We start from the raw sequence: 17,793 nt of genomic DNA on the forward strand, positions 1-17,793 counted from the left end.
ACGGAACGTCGGAGAGGCGGCGACGCGCGATCAGCGACCGGCCGACGAAGGCCCGGCAGGCTGAGGCGTGCCCGGCGACCACCGGGCGTCCCCACCGAGGAGAACACTGATGAGCGCGCTGAAGAAGATGTTCGCCAGGACCGCGGCCTCGTCCCTGGCCGCCGCCGCCCTGGTCGGCGCGGGGGTGGCCGTCGCGTCCCCGGCACAGGCCACGGTGTACCAGTGCCAGCAGTACCTGGAGAGCAAGGGCTACACCGTGGGACCCAAGGCGACCGCGGCCTGCGACGCCGCGTCGGAGGACGAGTGGTGGGACGAGCAGTTGTTCTGCGCCACGGAGCTGATGAAGCTCGGCGTGAACGGTGATCACGCCCGCGAGGCGTGCCGGAGGGCGGCGCTCTGAGGCGGGTGGTCCGTCCTCCCCTCCCCTCCTGGGGAGGACGGACCACCGCGCCTCCGTGCGTCCCGGCCGGAACGTCAGACCGTCGCCGGCCCGCCCCCCCTGGGAGAACGATGCTCCGTCCTCCGCTCCGCGCCCGACGCGCCATGGCGGTGATCGCTGGGGGTCTGCCCGAACATCGCGCGGAACGAGCGGGTGAAGACGACCGGGTTCTCGTAGCCCCAGCGGGCCGCTATGCCGTGGATCGGTACCGTCGCCAGCGCCGGGTCGGCCAGCTCGCGGCGGGCGCCCTCCAGCCGCAGGCGGCGGATCGCGGCGGCGACCGTCGTGTCGTGGTCCTGGAAGAGCCGGTGCAGGAAGCTGACCGAGATGTGGTGCGCGGCGGCGATCGTGGCCGGTGTCAGGTCGGGGTCGCGCACGTGCTGCCCGATGAACGCCCAGACGCGCAGCAACAGCGTCCGCCGGTGACTCTCCGGCGGCAGGCAGCGTTCCGTCTCCAGCTCATGGGCGAACAGCGCGGACACCAGATCGGCCACCACCGGGCCCAGACGCGGGCCGTCGGACGGGCCGAAGCCGTCGGCGTCCGAGGCCAGTCGGGTCAGGAGCCCGACCAGCAGCGCGCCGATGCCCGTGGCGCCGGGCAGCGAGCGTCCGATCATGCGGTCCGCCAGGCTCCGGGGCAGCGACAGGCTCGTCTTCGGGATGTCCACCGCCACCGAACGGACCAGGCCCGCGTCGTGCTCCGTCGCCACCGCGCAGGGCCGGGACGAGTCGCTGGTGAAGAACTCCCGGGGCCGGGGCGCCACGTCCCGCCCGTCCCGGGTGAGGGTGGCCTGCCCGCTGACGGGGAAGCTCAGGTGGTACACCTCCGGGTCGGACCGCCTGATCAGCCTCCGGGTCCGCCGGAACACCGTCGGCCGGAACGCCGACGACCAGGCGCGCACCTCGCCCAGCCGCCAGATCCGCACCTCGCCGTGGAACGCCGCCGCATGGCGGCTGCTCAGCTCCATGGGGGCGTACACGCGGAACAGGTCCCGGAAGGCGTCGAACCGGTCCGCCACCGGGAGATCGTCGCTGCGGAACTGGAACTCCCTCACCCCACCGTCACCGCCCGCGTCCCCGCGCCCGCCGCACCGCGGACCCGGTCCCCGGACCCCACCCCGGCCCGTGGACCGCGCGCTCCGTCGCTGATCACCCGTCGCATGTCCCCTCCCCTCCTCGCGTCTATGCCAGCCAGCATAGAATATGCCGGGCAGCCAGGGAGCGCCAGGCCACCGGTAGGCTGCGCGTCGGGAGCGAGGAAGCCGAGAGCGAGGAAGAGGAAGGGAAGGGGAGGCCCGGTGGCGACGCGACGCGCGGACACGACGCAGGAGAGCCGCAGACTCCTGCTGGACGCGGCGGCCGGACTGTTCGCGGAACGCGGCTACCGGCAGACGACGTTCGCCGACATCGCCGAACGGTCGGGGGTCAGCCGGGGGTCCATCCCCTGGCACTTCGGCAACAAGGAGGGCCTGCTCGCCGCCGTCGTCGAGGACGTGCTGACCACCGTCCACGCCGCCATGGCGCCCCCGCCGTCCGGGACGCCCGAGCCGGCCGGTCCGGAGTCCCTCGACCGGGCCATGGAGCGTGCGGTGCGGTTCACCCGCATGCCCACGAGCAAGCTGTTGATCACCCTGATCGCCGAGGCGGTCGAGCCGGACTCCCCGCTCCACGGGCGGTACGCCGCGCTCCACGACGCCATGCGCGCGCAGATCCGCGCCTGGCTCGCGCCGGCCGCCCTGCCCCGCGGGTTCGATCTGGACGCCCTCGCCGTCCTGTTCCTCGCCGTCCTGGTCGGTGTCCACCAGCAGTGGCGCGTCTCGCCCGACGCCGTGGACCTGGAGAGCGTCTACGCCACCTGGCGGACCGTGCTGGCCACGGCCCTGGGCATCACGCCGGGCTGACGCGCGGCTCCCCGTGGTCGGCGGCGAGGCCCGTCACCGTGTCGACAAAGGCCCGGACCAGGGGGCCGGTCCGGCCGTGGGGCCAGGCGACGGCGATGCGCAGGGGCTCGATGTCCGTGACGCGGCGCCAGGTCAGCTCGGGGTGGGTGTAGTAGCCGGCCATCGACTCGGTACCGAGGCACACCGCGTTGCCGGCGGCGACGTGTTCGAGCATCTCCTCGACGTTGTCGTTCTCGGGTCCCCACCGGGGCGCCGATCCGTCCGGCCGGGGATTGACCGCCCACCAGTCGACCCACTCCTGGGGGGCCTTGCGGGTCCACATCAGGGGCTCGTCCCGCAGGTCCATGATGCTCACGGTGTCGCGGGCGGCGGCCAGCGGATGCGTGGCGGCCAGGGCCACCCACCGGGCCTCGGTCGCGACGACCCGCGCGTGCAGCCCGGAGAGATCCGCCGGCAGCCAGACGAAGGCCGCGTCCGCCAGGCCCTGCCGCAGCGCGTCCGCCTCGCCGCCCCAGTCGAACCGCTTCGGCTCCACGGTGATCCCCGGATGGGCGGAGGTGAAGGCCGTGCGCGCCCGCCTGCCCAGGGGTCCCGCGCCGGTCGCCACGAACCCGATCCTCAGCAGCTTTCTGCGCGCGGCCTCCGCCGTCCGGACCTCGCGCACGGCCTGCCGCCAGTCGTCCACGATGCGGCGGGCGGCGGGCAGCAGGCTCTCACCGGCCGCCGTGAGCCGTACCCGCCTGCCGGTCCTGACGAACAGCGCGGCCCCCACCTCGTTCTCCAGCCGCTGGATCTGGCGGCTCAACGACGGCTGCGAGACGAACAGTTCCTGCGCGGCCCGGGTGAAGCTCAGGTGCTCGGCGACGGCCACGTAGTAGCGCAGGACCCTGGTGTCGACATCCACGGCCCACCTCCTCAACCCGTAGTCGGACCTTCCATGCCTGAAACGTATGGACGCGGGCATTGGACCCCGCCGGTCGCGGCTGATTCCGTGAAGGTCCGCGAACGGTGCGGACGCGAACGGGCGCGATGGCGAAGGGGAGAGCATGCCGGTGGGTGGGAGCGGGTCGGTGAGCAGGAGCGGTGTGCTGCGGGGCGCGGGACTGGGGGCGGTCGGTCTGGCCGCCGCGGTGCTGGGCGGAGCCCCGTCGGCCGGCGCGGCGTCACCCGGGGCGGCGGAGCACCCCCATGTGCGGCTGATCCGCCGCTACTACGAGGCGTACGGCACGGGTGATCCCGACGCGCTCCGGCCGTTCTTCGCGCCGGATGTCCGGTGGACGATCCCCGGCCACCACCCGCTGGCGGGGACGAAGGAGGGCGTCGAGGAAGTCCTGGCGTTCTTCCGCGAGTTGGGGCGTGCCGGGTTCCGCGCCGAGACGTTGTGCGTCGCCGCCGACGGGGACTGGGTCATCGACCTGCACCGGGGGTGGAGCACGACGCCGGAGGGCCTCGACATCCTGTGGACGCTGGCCTTCCGCATCGAGGACCAGCGGATCGCCGAGGCCGTCAACTTCGCCGGGGACCAGCACGCGGCCGACGCGTTCTTCTGGCGCGTGTACCCGCTGGCCCCGCTGCCGGACCGACTCGCCGGAGCGGAGTGACCGTGCGCGGACAGGAACAGGCATCACCGCGGGACACGACCCGCCGCCGGGTGCTGCGCGCCGGGGCGGCGGGTCTGACGGCGGGCGCGGTGACCGGCTCGGCCTCGGCCGCCACGGCCGGGGCCTCGGCGCCGGGCGGGCGTTTCACGGACAAGGTGGTGCTGATCACCGGCGCCACCTCCGGGATCGGGGAGGCCGCCGCCCGCGCGCTGGCCGCGGAAGGCGCCCGGGTCTTCTTCTGCGGACGCCGGGCCGAGCTGGGCCGCCGCGTCGAGTCCGCGATCCGTTCGGCGGGCGGGGACGCGACCTATGTGCGCGCCGATGTCCGCGAGGAGAGCCAGGTCAGGGCGTTCGTCGCGGCCTGTGTCGAGCGCCACGGGCGTATCGACGTGGCCTTCAACAACGCCGGCGTCGAGAGCCCCCGCGCGGTCCGCCTGCACGAGCAGTCCCTCCGGGACATGGAGAACGTGTGGCGCACGAACGCCGGTGGGGTCTTCCTCGGCATGAAGTACGAGATTCCGCAGATGCTGTCCCAGGGCGGCGGCGTCATCGTCAACACGGCGTCGATCTCGGCGGAGGTCGGGTTCGCCACCATCGCGCCGTACAACGCCAGCAAGCACGGCGTAGCCTCGCTCACCAAGGTCGCGGCGCTGGAGTACGCCGCCGACGGCATCCGGGTCGCCGCCTTCGCCCCCGGCGCGGTCGACACCCCGATGCTGCGCCGCGCCGCCGAGGCGTTCGGCGTGACCTACGAGCAGATCGCCCAGGACTACCCGATCCGGCGCATCGTGACGGCCGAGGAGATGGCCAGGGTCATGATGTGGCTGGGCTCCCCCGAGGCGGCCCCCGTGGTCGGCACCGACCTCGACGCCTCCGGCGGCTACCTCACCGGCTGACCCCCGGTCGCCACGGCGGGCCCGGGGGCGGTTCCCTGCCGGGATCCGCCCGTGGGCCCGCCGGCGGTGCCGGTGCCGCGTTCAGACGAGCGGCGTGCAGGCGGTGTCCATGTAGCCGCCCGCTTCGTACAGGGTGGCGCAGGTGCGGGCGGCGGCCTGGGCGAGGCTCAGGTTGATCGGGATGGTGAGGGTCTCGCTGAGACGGTTCCCCGACCAGCTCCTGTCGCCCTGCCAGACCACCTGGTTGTTGCTGTCGAGAAGGCGCACGTGGAGGCGCGGGTTTCCGACGCCGCCGGCGCTCGCGAAGTGGCCCTCGATGTACTCGATGCTCTGCTGGCTGGTGTAGCTGACCTCGGCACACAGCAACCCGGTGCCGGACTGGATCGTGGTGCAGCCGCTGTTGGTCTTGGCCGCGGCGGTCGGGATGGTGGCGACGAGAGCCACGGCGGCGGCTCCGACGGCCACACCGGCCCGCAGGCCGAGCCGGCGCCGCTTGTTCTTCCTGTCGGCGGCGGAGGCGTGGGGGGTGTCGAGCACTGCGGTCATGGACTGTTCTCCTTGCTGAGATGTTCCTGTTGGCGTGCCGGAGCCCAGGAGGCTCTGTACTGTCGCGAAGACGCGAGGTCAGCGGGCGTCCCGTGGCCGCCGTTCAGGGCTCTGGGCCCTTCGCGGGTGCGGACGGACGCCGACCGGGACACCGGTGCCATCCTGCGGCGGCCGGGGTGCTCACGGACAGGGAGAGAAGTACGTATGGACAGGGGCGACCACGGCTCCGGCTTCCCCGAAAGTCCCTACCGGCGGATGGCCGAGCTGGCGGTCGCCGTCCTGCACGAGCGGGACCCGGGACGACTGCGGTCGCTGGTGATCGCGGAGCTGCTGACGGCGTGCGGCGGGGACTTCGTCGTCCCCAAGGCGGAGCACTGGGACGACCGCTCCGGTTCGGTGCGGTTCTGGACCGCCGACGGGCCGCAGGCGCCGTGTGTGGACGAGGAGACCCTGGCGCGGATCAGGAAGGGGCATCCCTTCTCGGACTTCTACGCGTCCGCCACGGACCGCGCGCCGTCGACGGCCGGGGGCATCGCGGCACGGAACCGCCGCCCCGGCCGCGCGGTGGCACCCCTGGGCGCCGAGCACGTCCTGGCGATCCCCCTTCCGGAGAGCACCGGCCCGGTCCGGGGCTATCTCGTCTACCGTTCGGGCCCCGACTTCACCGGACGCCATCTCGCCTACGCGCACAGCGTTCAGCCGCTCCTGGCCGGGATCGACCGGCATTTCGCCCTTCTGCGTTCCGCGCCCGGCGCACCGGTTTCCCCGGAGGGCGGGCCGGCGGTGACCGGGCCCGCGATCGCGTACGGCCTGACGCCGCGCGAAGCGGCCGTTCTCGTGCTGCTGTCCGAGGCGCTGACCGCTCACGCCATCGGCCGCCGACTCGGCATCTCGGTCCGCACGGTGCACAAGCACGTGGGGAACGTCTACCGGAAGCTCGGCACCGGCGACCGCCTCACCACGGTGCTGCGCGCCCAGGCCCGGGGCCTGCTGCCGACGCCGGCCCGCGGCGTCCCCGAGGCATCCGGGAACGCCGGTCACCGAGGCGACAGGGCCGGCCGTCCGACCGGCCCTCCCGGCTGAGCCGCCGCCGGGCGAGGGTGTCAGCGCGGCGCGGGTGCGGGTGCGGCGGTGGAGGGGGTGGTGCGGCCGGGCTGGATCAGGGGCCTGGTCAGGCGCCGGACGAACGGTGAGGCGCAGGCGGCGGAGATGGCGAAGGCGACGCACACCAGACCGGCCTGCTCGGCGAACGTGTCCACCCGGGCGAACACCTCGGCGGCGTTCAGCGGGCGCAGCAGGAGGGGGTTGAGCAGGTAGATGTACAGCCCGCCCGAGCCGAGGTAGGTGATGAACGGCAGGCGGTGGCCGGGAACGAGCCGGATGACGCTGAGCGCCACGGCCATGCCGCCGAACAGCAGGACGCAGCGGATCGTCCAGGCCCACGGAAGGTCCAGCGGAAGGTCCAGCTCGCCGTAGGTCTTCCGGAACGTCAGGCCGTCCCGGCCGACGTGGTCCCTGACCAGCCAGGCGGTCATGGCGGTGGCGCCGAGGCCCGCCGTCGCCGCGCCCCCGCTGTACGCGTGACGCCGCCCGGGGCCAAGGGCGCCCTGGCGCAGCTTCCAGCCGAGCACGAAGAACGGCAGCAGGCCGGCGGCGCGGGACAGGGCGAACGGCAGCGGGTCGAGCGGGAGGTAGCCGGCGAGCAGCGCCACCGCGACGGCCGTGGCCAGCGGGTACCGCCGCCGGGCCAGCCAGGGCAGCGCCCCCCGCCACAGGAACAGCGCCTGGAGGAACCACAGCGTCCAGGCCGGGCCGTGGACCGGCGAGGACCAGAACCGCTCGGTGCCGGACATCAGCCAGATCTGCGCGGCGCCGAGCAGTTGCAGGGCGAGGCAGGGCACGAGGAGCTGGACGGCCAGGCGGCGCGTCCGCCGGCCGGTGAGCGGCGCCGCGCTGCTGAAGTACCCGGCGAGGAGGGCGAACAGCGGGATGCGCATCGCCCAGGTGGTCAGGTACAGCCAGTGCAGTCCGTCGCGGTCCCCGAGCGACTCCGCCAGGTGTATCAGGATGACCATCGTCCCGGCGACGTATCTGAGGTTGTCCCAGCGCGGTTCGCGTGCCTCGGCGGCCTTCGGTCGGTGGACATGGGTCTGTGCCACGGCGGGTGTGCCTGCCCTTCGGTCGGCGCGCGCCCGCGGAAAGGCACGGCGAGCACTCAGCGGGGGTGAGGTGGTGGTGGCGCGTCCCGGCCGGGCGGGGCGCCGGGGTGCGGCCGTCAGTCCCGGTGGGCCCGGTGTCTCCTCGACGCGCCGCCCGGGCGCGGAGCCCGGTCCGCGGAGCGGGACCCGGCGTTCGCGCCGGTGACGATCACGGGGGAAACGGTACGAGGCGGCGGGCGTCGCGGTCGTCCCCCACCGGACCGATCAACCGGGCTCCGTCTGCGGTACTACCCTCGCCCCCCGCACGGCCGACGGGCGTCCGGTCCCCCGCCCGGCCATGTGACCGGGACGGGAGATGTCCACCGACACGCCCCACAGAAAATCTGTCGCGGCTGGAGTAGACATTCGGGCGCACGAGAGTTAACGTAGTTCTCGTAACCAGGAAGTCGATGAGCGCGACAGAGATGAACTGGCGCGCGGGCGGCCCCGGGACGGGGGCCGCAGGCAGTACGCAGGACCGCAGGAGCAAGTGAACCGATCAAGGAAGAGAAGGAGGCAGACGCCATCAGGATCGCCCGGACCAGCGTGATACCGGTCCGGGTACCGCAGGCCCCGGAACGGAAGGTGGTCACACGGTCACGCAGATGCGATCCCCGCACCCGCCCACATCCCCCAGTCGGCGGTGCGGAAGCGGAAAGCCGGTGCAGCAGTAGGCCGGCAGATGGTGTTCCAAATCCCTCGGGGCCCTGGTGCCGTACGGCACCAGGGCCCCTCGACGCGTTCTCCGGACGAAGGTGCAGATGACCCAGGACAACCCGCTCGACCGACTCGACGACGACGACTATCCCGCCTACACGATGGGCCGGGCCGCCGAGATACTCGGCACGACCCCCGCCTTCCTGCGCGCCATCGGCGAGGCCCGGCTGATCACCCCCCTGCGCTCCGAAGGCGGCCACCGCCGCTACTCCCGCTACCAGTTGCGCGTCGCCGCCCGCGCCCGCGAACTCGTCGACCAGGGCACCCCCATCGACGCGGCCTGCCGCATCGTCATCCTGGAGGACCAGCTCGAAGAGGCCCGCCGCATCAACGAGGAACTGCGCCGCCCCCGGACCGACGCCTGAGCCGCCCCGCCGCGCACCCGAGGACCGGACCGGAAGGAGCGCCGGGGCCGACGGGACGGCGCCGGGGCGCGTGGCTGTGCGCCGGGTGACAACCGCTGTGCGCGGAAGGTCAAGGACCGCCGCCCGCCCGGGGCCCAGAATCATTGTCGTGCGCACGGGGGGAGGGCCGGCCGGTATCGGAGCCGGTGTTCGGCGCGCTGTAGCATCGCGGCCCCCCGCACCACGCGTCCGCGGCCGGCTGCTCCTCCCCCGATAAGGAGCGGCCGGCCGCGGACCACCACGCGTCACACGGTCGGCGGGCGCGGGATGGTGATCAGCGCGACTCCGCGCGTTCCGCGGCCCCTGACGGGAACGATCTCCCCGACAGCGACACGCCATGAGGCGATGTTCGGACACGCGTCCGGGAAGGGGTGGGCCGTGAAGTTGCGACGAGTCCGTACCGACAGGGGGCTGGAGACCCAGTGTCTGCGCGACGGGCAGTGGCTGCCGTATCCGGAGCCGCCGGGCGGGGAGACGTTCGGCCGGGAGTGGCAGCTCGCCGCCGCCGACCGGCACCTGGCGGCCTCGGACCTGCTGCTGCCGTTCCAGCCGGTGTCGTTCCGGGACTTCATGCTGTACGAACAGCACACCATCGACGCCAGCCGGGGCCTGCTGCGCCGATTCCACCCCGGGCAGTACCGGGTGGCCGCCGCGGTCGAACGGGTGACGGGCCGGCCCTTCCCGCTGTTCCGGCCGAAGCCGCTGTTCCACCGCAAGCCGATGTACTACCTGGGCAATCACCTGACGTTCGTCCCGTCCGGCACGCCCATCGCCTGCCCCCCGTACTCCTCCGCGCTGGACTACGAGCTGGAGATCGGGTTCGTCCTCGCCGAGCCCCTGCTCGACGCGACCCCGGCGGAGGCCGCCTCGGCGATCGGCGCGTTCGTCCTGCTCAACGATTTCAGCGCCCGCGACGTGCAGCGCGCCGAGATGGCCAGCGGATTCGGGCCGCAGAAGTCCAAGCACTTCGCCAGCTCCATGTCGGCCACCGCGGTCACCGCCGACGAGGTCCTGCCCCGGATCGACGCCCTCACCGGCTCGGTCGCGATCAACGGCACGGTGGTGAGCGCCGTTTCCAGCGCCGGCATGCGATGGAGCCTCGGTGAGGTGCTCGCCCACGCGTCCAGCGGCGAACAGCTCCTGCCCGGCGAGCTGTTCGGTACCGGCACCCTGCCCGGCGGCAGCGGAATGGAGACGGGGCACTGGCTCCGGCCAGGTGACACCCTCACGCTCACCCTCGACGGCGTCGGCGAGGTCGAGCACACCGTCGTCGGCCGCTGAGCCGGCGTCACCGGACGGCGGGTCACTCGACGTCGGGCGGCGGCGGAGGCGGGCGCTCGCCCGCGCGGGTGGCTCCCAGGGCCCGGGAGCGCAGGGCGAGCATCGCCTCGAACCGGAAGGCCGGGTCGTTCAGCCGGTCCCCGAAGAGGGTGTCCAGTTGACGCAGGCGGTAACGGGCGGTCTGCGGGTGGATGTAGAGCATCTCGGCCACCTCCGGGGCGCTGCGCCGCCACGACATGAGGAGGGCGTCCAGGGTGTCGGCCAGCCGGGCGGCCCGTGGCGGGGGAAGGTCCCGCAGCGGGCCGAGGGTGCGCTCGGCGAGGAGGTCGGTGAGGTCGGAACCGTGGAGCAGGTACAGCTCCGGCAGGTGATCCCCGGCGTCGGCCAGGCCCGTCCAGTCGCGCGCCGGCCCGTGCAGGAACCGCACGGCGAGGTGGGCGACGTCCAGGGAGAGCCTCGCCTGCGCCAGCGGAACGACGGGCCCCGCCACGGCGGGGACGTTGCGGAACAGGGTGCGCAGCCGGTGGAGGCGGGCGTGCGACTCCGGGTCCGGGACGACCAGATGCAGGCCCGACCGGCGCCGCACCACGAGGATGTCGTCGTCGAGGCGGTGGCGGTGGCCCTTGTCGTTGGGCACCACGAAGCAGCTCACGCGGGCGGGCAGGGGCCACTCCGCGCGCTCCGCCAGGTCCTTGAGAGCCTCGGTGGACACCAGGGCACGGCGGTGCAGCAGTCGTTCGGCCAGGAGCCGCCGGGCCCGCGGGACGTCCAGAACGCTCTGCGAGCGGGCGGCGGCGTGCCCCCGGACGACGTGGCCGCAGAGGTCGCCGATGTGGGCCAGCACGGCGTCGTTGACCGCGAAGGCGACCTCTTCGGGGAAGTACGCGGACCGGGTGACCGCCGTGTATCCCCGGCAGGCGACGCGGGCCGCGACGCGGAACGCGGCCTGGACGTCGTCGGTGCCGCGTCCGTGGAGGAACTCGAGCCGGCCCAGCCGCTGGAAGAAGGCCGCCTGGTGCTCCCGGGGCCCGGCCGGATCCTCGATCAGTTCGATGAAGTCCTCCATGGCCCGCCGCACGACGGTACGGAGGGTCCGGCCGGTGGGCGAGTCCGGGGCGCAGCGGTAGACGGGCACCTCACCCTGGATCGCGCGGAGCAGGGCGCCGCCGAGGACGGGCAGGTGGGGCCGCAGTGACGAGGCCAGGGTGAGCGGGAGTTCGGTCCAGGGGTTCTCGGTGATGTCGGCATCGAGCCGCTGCATGGCTGCCCTTCGTGGGAAGCGGTCGGCCGACGTCCGATCGGCCGCCGCGCGGACAACTGACGGGATGCTTCCCTCGGTGATACTCCGATCAGCCGTCAAAAGTACTGTCCTGTACTTGAGGTACTCTAGAGTTCCCAAAGTGGCCGCGTCAAGCGCGGCCGTCCGGCCGGACCGGCAACAGCCGCCCCCGACACGCCCGTTCCTCCACTCCACCACCGGCCGTACGGGAGCCCCGGTGGGGTCGGCCGCCGGGGATTGTCCGCGTCCGCCGTCTTCCGGTTCGGTGGAGGCGTGCGACGATGACGTGGTCATGGAGGTGGGGAACCTGGCACGAGGGGCGCGGGCCGCCGTCTTCGCCGGCGTCTGCGCATGGCTGACCGCGGTGGGGCACGCCACGATGTCGGGCGCGCGGGTGCGGAGTTGGTGCCTCGGTCTGGCGTTCGTCTGTGTAGTCGCGGCCGTATGGCCGTTCACCGCGCGGGAACGCCGCCCGGTGCCCGTCATGGCCTCGGCCGTCGGCGCGCAGGGCGTCCTGCACGTCCTCTTCTCCTGGGAATTCTCCCAGGAGAAGGCCGGTCAGCGGACCGCGCGTCCCCACCACCGGCATCACTCCGGGGACTTATTCGACCTGCACCCGGAACACGGCGGCCTGTGGATGCTCGCCGCGCACCTGACCGTGGCGCTGCTGAGCGGCGTCTGGCTCTCCTGCGGCGAACGGGCGGCGTTCCGGCTGGCGCGCGCCCTGCGCGCGCGGCTGACCGCGCCGCTGCGGGCGCCGTCGCCCCGGCCCGCCGGCCTGCCGCGCCCGCCGCGCCCCCGGCCGCCGTGGGCGGTCCCGGTGCCGTACGGGCTGCGGCTGGCCCACGTCATCGTCTCCCGCGGTCCTCCGGCGGGCTGGGATCCCGCACGGGATCGCGCACGGCATGACCCCGCTCGCCGGGAGTCTCTTCCTGCTGGTCACGTGTGAGGAACGGCAGACGGTCCACGCGGTCCGAACCGGCGTGAGACGTCAGCTCCTTGAGCCACCGCACCCGCTGTTCCCAGCGGCGGCACCCGGCACAGACCGCCAGATGGCGGTCCAGCCTGGCCGCCGGCACATCGACCGGCAGGTCACTCCCGTCGACGCGGGCCGAGACAGCGACACGGAAACGGGAGCACACCATGAGCCCCATCCTGCCGGAGAGAACCGATGACGGCACCCTTACGGACTGGGCCCTGGCGGCCGGCAAGGGCGACCGCCAGGCGACGGAGCGCTTCGTGCTCGCCACGCAGCTCGACGTCCGCAGATATGTGACGTATCTCAGCGCCGACAGCCAGTCGGCGGACGACCTGGTCCAGGACACCTACCTGCGGGCGCTGCGGAGCCTGCCGCGCTTCGAGGGACGGGCCTCGGCCCGGTCCTGGCTGCTGACGATCGCGCGGCGGGTGGTCGCGGACCAGATCCGCTCCAAGGTGTCCCGCCCGCCGATCGACGGCGGTCAGGACTGGGAGACGGCGGCGGAACGCGGCCAGACCGGGGGGCACCCCGGGTTCGAGGAGGGCGTGGCGCTGTCCGAGCTGCTGAACGCCCTGTCCCCGGACCGCCGGGACGCGTTCGTGCTGACGCAGTTGCTCGGGCTGCCCTACGCCGAGGCGTCCGCGGTGGTCGGCTGCCCGGTGGGGACGATGCGGTCCCGGGTCGCCCGGGCCCGCGAGGATCTCCTCGCCTTGCTGGACCGGGCGGGCCGGCCGTAGCCCGCCCGGCGCGGACGGGCCGGGCGCCCGTCCGCGCCCCGGTGATCGAACAATTAATCTGTTTTCCGGGGAACTAGCCCCTGGCCGGGTCCGACTCCTTCAACGCGTGACGGGAGTCGGACCGGCCCAGGGGGGATCGCATGAGGGAGAGCCGCGGCGGTACGGACCAGTGGGGGCTGGTCGCGGTCGCGGGCATGCTCTCCTTCGTCGCCATGCTCGACATGAGCGTCATCAACGTGGCCGTCGCCGGCATCGGCGACGATCTGGGCACCTCCGACGGCGTCGCCCAGTGGGCCGTGCTGGGCTATCAGGTCCCGGTCGTGGCCTTCCTGTTGCCCGCCGGACGCTGGCTGGACCGGGCGCCCGTCCGGACCGTGCTGCTGGGATCCGTCGCCGGGTTCGTCGGCTGCGCGCTGGCCGCCGCGGCGGCGCCGCACGCGGCGGCGCTGATCGCCGCCCGCGTCGCGCAGGGCTCGTGCGCGGCGGTGCTGTTCGTACTGATGCCGGTGCTCGCCGTGCGGGCGGTGCGTCCCGAGGTGCGGGGCCGGGCCATGAGCGTCCCCGCCACGCTGGGACCGCTCGGGGCCGTCTGCGGGCCGATGGTGGGCGGCGTGCTGCTGGACCACTTCGGGTGGCGCGCGGTGCTGCTGGTGAAACTGCCGGTGTGCGTCGTCGCCTGGCTGATGGTCCGCGCCGCGATGCCGCCCGCCGGACGGGCCCCCGTTCCCGGCCGCCGGGACCTCGCCGACGCCGGGCTGGCCGGTGGCGCCGTCACGCTGCTCCTGGTCGCCCTCACCCTGGCGCCGGACGCGCCGGCCTGGTGGCTGCTGACCCTGGTGGCGGCCGGTCCGCTGGTCGTGTGGGCGCGCGGGCCCGGGGGCCGGCCGGTCCGCGAGGTGCTGGCCGCGCCCGGGAGCGCGGGCGTCAACGGCGCGGTACTGGCGCTGAGCGTCGCGTTCGCCGCCGTGCACTTCACCGTGGCGCTCCATCTTCAGCGCGGCGAGTCGGTCAGCGCGTCCGCGACGGGGATGACCCTGCTCGCGTTCCCGCTGGGCATGGTCCTGGCCGGGCCGGTGGGCGGCCGTGCGGCCGACCGGTTCGGCCCGCGCCCGGTGGCCGTCGCCGGAACGTGCCTGGTGGCGGCCGGTTACCTGCCGCTCGCGCTGCTGGGCGACTGGTCGCTGCTCCACGTCGCCTGGCCGCTCGCCGTCGCGGGCACCGGCATGGGCCTGTACGGCGGGCCGACCCAGGTGCTGGCCATGGGCGCGGTACCGCCCCGGCTCGTCGCCTCGGCCGGGGCCACCATCCAGCTCGCCCGCAGCCTGGGCTTCGCCCTGGGCCCCGCCCTGGCCACCGCGGTCGGCGGGCCGGGCGGGACCCTGTCTCTTATTCCCAACTGACTGCGCCGGCGCAGAGGGGGGGGTTGGCACGAGAAGGATCGGGCCCAGTGGTACAGCCTACAGTACGCCAGAACCGATAAACGCCGGCCGGACCCGTCGCCCCTGGCCGCCTCGCGCGACCACCCCAGGACTCCCGAGTGAGGAAACGTTCATGTGTGGCATCGCCGGATGGGTCTCCTTCCCCGCAGACCCGCGAAGAGACATCGCGGTCCTCGACCGCATGACCGCGACGCTGAGCGCGCGCGGCCCGGACGCCGGGGGCGTGTGGCACGACGAGCACGCCGCCGTCGGGCACCGGAGACTGGCCGTCATCGACCCGGAGGGCGGCGCCCAGCCGATGACGGCCGGGCCCGCCGGCCGGGAGACCGTCCTCACCTACAGCGGCGAGGTGTACAACCACCACGAGCTGCGCGCCGAACTGCGCCGCCTCGGCCACGCGTTCCGCACCCGCAGCGACACCGAGGTCGTGCTGCGGGCCTACCAGGAGTGGGGCGCGGGGCTGGCCGAGCACCTGGACGGCATGTTCGCGTTCGCCGTCTGGGACGCGGGGCTCGGCAGGCTGCTGCTGGTCCGGGACCGGCTGGGCGTCAAGCCGCTCTACCACGCGGCCCTTCCCGGCGGCGGTCTGGCGTTCGCGTCCGAGCCGAAGGCCCTGTTCGCCCACCCCGGGCTGCGCCCCCGAGTCGACGCGGACGGCCTGCGCGAGGCGTACAGCCTGCTGTTCAACACCGGGCCCACCGTCTGGGCCGGGGTCCGGGAGATCCACCCGGGCCATGTGGCGGTCTACGACCGTTCCGGGTTCTCCGAACGGGCCTACTGGCAGCTCACCGGCCACCCGCACACCGACGACCCGGACACGACGGCCGAGCGGGTGTCCGCCGCGCTGAACCGGGCGGCGCGCGCCCAGGTGGAGGCCGACGTGCCCCGCTGTTCCCTGCTGTCCGGCGGCCTGGACTCGTCGGTGCTCACCGCGCTGGTCGCCGACGAGCTGCGGAACCGGGAGGGGCCGTCCGCCCGCATCCGCTCCTACGCCGTGGACTACCGCGACCAGGCGGAGGAGTTCACGGGCGACGTGCTGCGGACCGGACACGACACGCCGTTCGCCGCCGAGGCCGGCGCGTTCATCGGCACCGACCACAGCACCGTCGTCCTGGACCCGCACGACCTGCTCGACCCGGAGCACCGCCGCGCCGTGGTCGTCGCCCGCGACTCCCCCATCGGCGTGGGCGACATGGACACGTCGCTGTATCTGCTGTTCGGCGAGATCGCCCGGCACTCGACGGTCGCCCTCTCCGGCGAGGCCGCCGACGAGGTGTTCGGCGGCTACCCCTGGTTCCACAGCCGGCGCGCGGGGGCGGCCGGGACGTTCCCCTGGCTGCTGGTCACCGGGGACGAGGCCGCGATGCCGCTCCACCCGGACCTGGCCGCCACGCTGCGCGTCGGGGAGTTCCAGCGCGACACCTACCGGGACGCCCTGGCGGCGGTCCCGCCGCTGGAGGGCGGCTCGGCCGCCGCCGTCCGGTTCCGCGAGTTGCAGCACATGTCGCTGACCCGCTGGCTGCGCCAGCTCCTGCACCGCAAGGACCGGCTCAGCATGGCGCGCGGCCTGGAGGTGCGGGTGCCGTACTGCGACCACCGTCTGGTCGAGTACGCGTTCGGCGTGCCCTTCGAGACGCACAGCCACGACGGGCGGGAGAAGAGCCTGCTGCGGGCGGCCGGCGCGGGTCTCGTCCCGCACTCGGTGCTGTACCGGCCGAAGAACCACTACCCGGCCACCCACCATCCCGACTACAACCGCGGTCTCCAGGCGATGGCCCGCGACGCCCTCGACGGCCACGGCGGCCAGGTCCGCGATCTGGTGGACGAGACGGTCGTGAAAACCGGTCTGAGCACCCCGCCGGAGCGGCTCACCTGGGAGCACCGGCTGCGCCTGGAACGTGTGGTCGCCCTGGCCGTCTGGCTCGACCACTACCGACCGGAACTCACGCTGTGAACACCGCCGACCCCTCTGGAGGCCCAGCCGCCATGCCCACCCCGGCCACCCCGCACGAGCCCGTACCGCTGTCCGGCGAGGCGTACAAACGCGACCCCTATCCCCTGTACCGCGAGCTGCGCGAACGGGGTCCGGTGCACCGGGTCCTGTTCCCCAGCGGCGTCCGGGCCTGGCTCGTCACCGGTTACGACGCCGCGCACGAGGCGCTGAACGACCCGAGGCTCGGCAAGAACCACGCCCTGGGCAACGACGCCTGGCGGGCCCGTGCCTCGATCATGCCCGAGCCGCAGCACTCCCAGCTCCAGGTGCACCTGCTGCACCAGGACCCGCCCCGGCACACGGCCATGCGCCGGCTGATCACGGACGCCTTCGCCCCCCGGCGGGTGGCGGCGATGGTGCCCCGGTTCCAGGCGCTCGCGGACCGGCTGCTCGACGAGGCGCTCGACGCCGCCCCGGTCGCCGGCCGCCTGGATCTGGTCGCGGACTTCGCGGCCCGTTTCCCGTTCCAGGTGCTGGCCGATGTCATCGGCCTCGAACCGGCGCTGGCCGGGCGCTTCGACCGCGACTGGGGGAAGGTCGTGGCGCCCGTGGGTCCCACCGACCCGGGCCGTGCCGCGTACGAGGGCCGGCTGCGCGGGCTCCAGCGGTACATCGACGAGGTCACCGCCCACGCGCGCCAGCACCCGGACGAGGGACTGCTCGGCCGGCTGGTCGCCGCCCACGGGGACGGTGAACTCACCAAGGAGGAACTGGACTCAATCGTCTTCCAGCTCCTGGTCGCCGGGCAGGAGCCGGTGACCAACCAGATCACCACCTCGGTGATCTCCCTGCTGCGCCACCCCGAGCAGCTCGCCAGGCTGCGCGACGAGCCGGGCCTGCTGCCCCGGGCGGTGGAGGAACTGCTGCGCCACGACAGCGCGTTCGAGCTGACGACCTGGCGGTTCTTCGCCGAGGACAGCGACCTGCACGGCACCCGCGTCCCGGCGGGCGACTCGGTGATCGTCTCGCTGTGCGCGGCCAACCGGGATCCCGCCCGCTTCCCCGACCCCGACGTTCTCGATCCGGACCGCACGCCCAACCCGCACCTCGCGTTCGGCCACGGCATCCACTTCTGCCCGGGTTCCTCGCTGGCCCGCGCCGAACTCCAGGTCGCGCTCGGCACGTTGCTGCGGCGGCTGCCCGGCCCGGGGCTGGCCGCGGGGGACGGCGACCGGCGGGGGAGGCCCGCCGTGCTGGCGCGGGGCGTGCACGCGCTGCCCGTCGCCCACGCGGCCCCGGGGCGGTGCCCCGTACGGCACCTGGGCTGACCACCGGCACCGCCCACCACCGGCACCACTCACCACCGGCGACAGCCCGCCACGGGCCACGACGCCGCGGCGCCGCCGCGGCGTCGGGCCGTCATGCCCTCACGCCCCGGCGGGA

Annotated in this window: 17 protein-coding genes; 12 read left to right on the forward strand and 5 right to left on the reverse strand. The window is 73.9% G+C overall.

Features of this window, described 5'->3' with window-relative positions; all coding sequences use genetic code 11:
• Positions 1-109: 109 nt before the first annotated feature.
• Complete coding sequence (locus tag BN2279_RS09190; protein WP_059008214.1) at positions 110-400, forward strand: hypothetical protein; 291 nt, start codon at positions 110-112, stop codon at positions 398-400.
• A gap of 74 nt (positions 401-474) precedes the next feature.
• Here BN2279_RS09190 and BN2279_RS09195 read toward each other — a convergent pair whose 3' ends face one another.
• Complete coding sequence (locus BN2279_RS09195) at positions 475-1,494, reverse strand: AraC-like ligand-binding domain-containing protein (protein ID WP_059008215.1); 1,020 nt, start codon at positions 1,492-1,494, stop codon at positions 475-477.
• Between the two features lie 243 nt (positions 1,495-1,737).
• On the opposite strand from BN2279_RS09195, the gene BN2279_RS09205 reads away from it, so the two are divergent.
• On the forward strand, positions 1,738-2,340 hold the full coding sequence (locus tag BN2279_RS09205; RefSeq protein ID WP_059008217.1) for a TetR/AcrR family transcriptional regulator: 603 nt from the start codon (positions 1,738-1,740) through the stop codon (positions 2,338-2,340).
• Here the strand turns inward: BN2279_RS09205 and BN2279_RS09210 are convergent.
• The gene (locus BN2279_RS09210) at positions 2,327-3,244 is read right to left on the reverse strand and encodes a LysR family transcriptional regulator (RefSeq protein ID WP_059008218.1); all 918 of its coding nucleotides are present in this window, start codon (positions 3,242-3,244) and stop codon (positions 2,327-2,329) included. The two genes, BN2279_RS09205 and BN2279_RS09210, sit on opposite strands and share 14 nt — an antisense overlap.
• Positions 3,245-3,410: 166 nt before the next feature.
• On the opposite strand from BN2279_RS09210, the gene BN2279_RS09215 reads away from it, so the two are divergent.
• Both BN2279_RS09215 and BN2279_RS09220 read left to right on the forward strand, forming a co-directional pair.
• Positions 3,411-3,941, forward strand: coding sequence for a nuclear transport factor 2 family protein (locus BN2279_RS09215; RefSeq protein ID WP_199827678.1), 531 nt, complete (start codon positions 3,411-3,413; stop codon positions 3,939-3,941).
• 2 nt (positions 3,942-3,943) lie between these two features.
• Entirely contained in the window at positions 3,944-4,837 is an 894-nt protein-coding gene (locus BN2279_RS09220; RefSeq protein WP_059008274.1) for an SDR family NAD(P)-dependent oxidoreductase, read from the forward strand.
• Between the two features lie 81 nt (positions 4,838-4,918).
• Here BN2279_RS09220 and BN2279_RS09225 read toward each other — a convergent pair whose 3' ends face one another.
• Positions 4,919-5,383: a hypothetical protein gene (locus BN2279_RS09225; RefSeq protein ID WP_059008220.1), complete on the reverse strand. Its 465-nt coding sequence runs from the start codon at positions 5,381-5,383 to the stop codon at positions 4,919-4,921.
• 204 nt (positions 5,384-5,587) lie between these two features.
• Between BN2279_RS09225 and BN2279_RS09230 the strand changes: the two genes are divergently transcribed.
• On the forward strand, positions 5,588-6,466 hold the full coding sequence (locus BN2279_RS09230) for a helix-turn-helix transcriptional regulator (RefSeq protein WP_079032006.1): 879 nt from the start codon (positions 5,588-5,590) through the stop codon (positions 6,464-6,466).
• A 20-nt stretch (positions 6,467-6,486) separates the two neighbouring features.
• Here BN2279_RS09230 and BN2279_RS09235 read toward each other — a convergent pair whose 3' ends face one another.
• Positions 6,487-7,542: an acyltransferase family protein gene (locus BN2279_RS09235; RefSeq protein ID WP_059008221.1), complete on the reverse strand. Its 1,056-nt coding sequence runs from the start codon at positions 7,540-7,542 to the stop codon at positions 6,487-6,489.
• 800 nt (positions 7,543-8,342) lie between these two features.
• Here BN2279_RS09235 and BN2279_RS09240 point away from each other — a divergent pair.
• Complete coding sequence (locus BN2279_RS09240; protein WP_059008222.1) at positions 8,343-8,663, forward strand: MerR family transcriptional regulator; 321 nt, start codon at positions 8,343-8,345, stop codon at positions 8,661-8,663.
• 417 nt (positions 8,664-9,080) lie between these two features.
• Positions 9,081-9,983 (forward strand): fumarylacetoacetate hydrolase family protein, encoded by a 903-nt coding sequence (locus BN2279_RS09245; RefSeq protein WP_059008275.1) that lies wholly within the window; start codon positions 9,081-9,083, stop codon positions 9,981-9,983.
• A gap of 22 nt (positions 9,984-10,005) precedes the next feature.
• Here the strand turns inward: BN2279_RS09245 and BN2279_RS09250 are convergent, their stop codons facing one another.
• Positions 10,006-11,244 carry a PucR family transcriptional regulator gene (locus BN2279_RS09250; RefSeq protein ID WP_059008223.1) on the reverse strand — a complete coding sequence of 413 codons (1,239 nt, stop codon included), beginning with the start codon at positions 11,242-11,244 and terminating at the stop codon, positions 10,006-10,008.
• A gap of 310 nt (positions 11,245-11,554) precedes the next feature.
• On the opposite strand from BN2279_RS09250, the gene BN2279_RS09255 reads away from it, so the two are divergent.
• The 5 genes from BN2279_RS09255 (at position 11,555) to BN2279_RS09275 (ending at position 17,678) form a co-directional block, all read left to right on the forward strand.
• Entirely contained in the window at positions 11,555-12,211 is a 657-nt protein-coding gene (locus BN2279_RS09255) for a hypothetical protein (RefSeq protein WP_104530983.1), read from the forward strand.
• Positions 12,212-12,405: 194 nt separating this feature from the next.
• Entirely contained in the window at positions 12,406-12,978 is a 573-nt protein-coding gene (locus tag BN2279_RS09260) for a sigma-70 family RNA polymerase sigma factor (protein WP_059008225.1), read from the forward strand.
• Positions 12,979-13,118: 140 nt separating this feature from the next.
• Positions 13,119-14,378 (forward strand): MFS transporter, encoded by a 1,260-nt coding sequence (locus BN2279_RS09265; protein ID WP_059008226.1) that lies wholly within the window; start codon positions 13,119-13,121, stop codon positions 14,376-14,378.
• A gap of 151 nt (positions 14,379-14,529) precedes the next feature.
• On the forward strand, positions 14,530-16,371 hold the full coding sequence (gene asnB, locus BN2279_RS09270) for an asparagine synthase (glutamine-hydrolyzing) (RefSeq protein WP_059008227.1): 1,842 nt from the start codon (positions 14,530-14,532) through the stop codon (positions 16,369-16,371).
• A gap of 32 nt (positions 16,372-16,403) precedes the next feature.
• Positions 16,404-17,678 (forward strand): cytochrome P450 family protein, encoded by a 1,275-nt coding sequence (locus BN2279_RS09275; protein ID WP_059008228.1) that lies wholly within the window; start codon positions 16,404-16,406, stop codon positions 17,676-17,678.
• Positions 17,679-17,793 lie beyond the last annotated feature (115 nt).

The sequence above is a fragment of the Streptomyces specialis genome (assembly GCF_001493375.1).
Taxonomy (GTDB): Bacteria; Actinomycetota; Actinomycetes; order Streptomycetales; family Streptomycetaceae; genus Streptomyces; species Streptomyces specialis.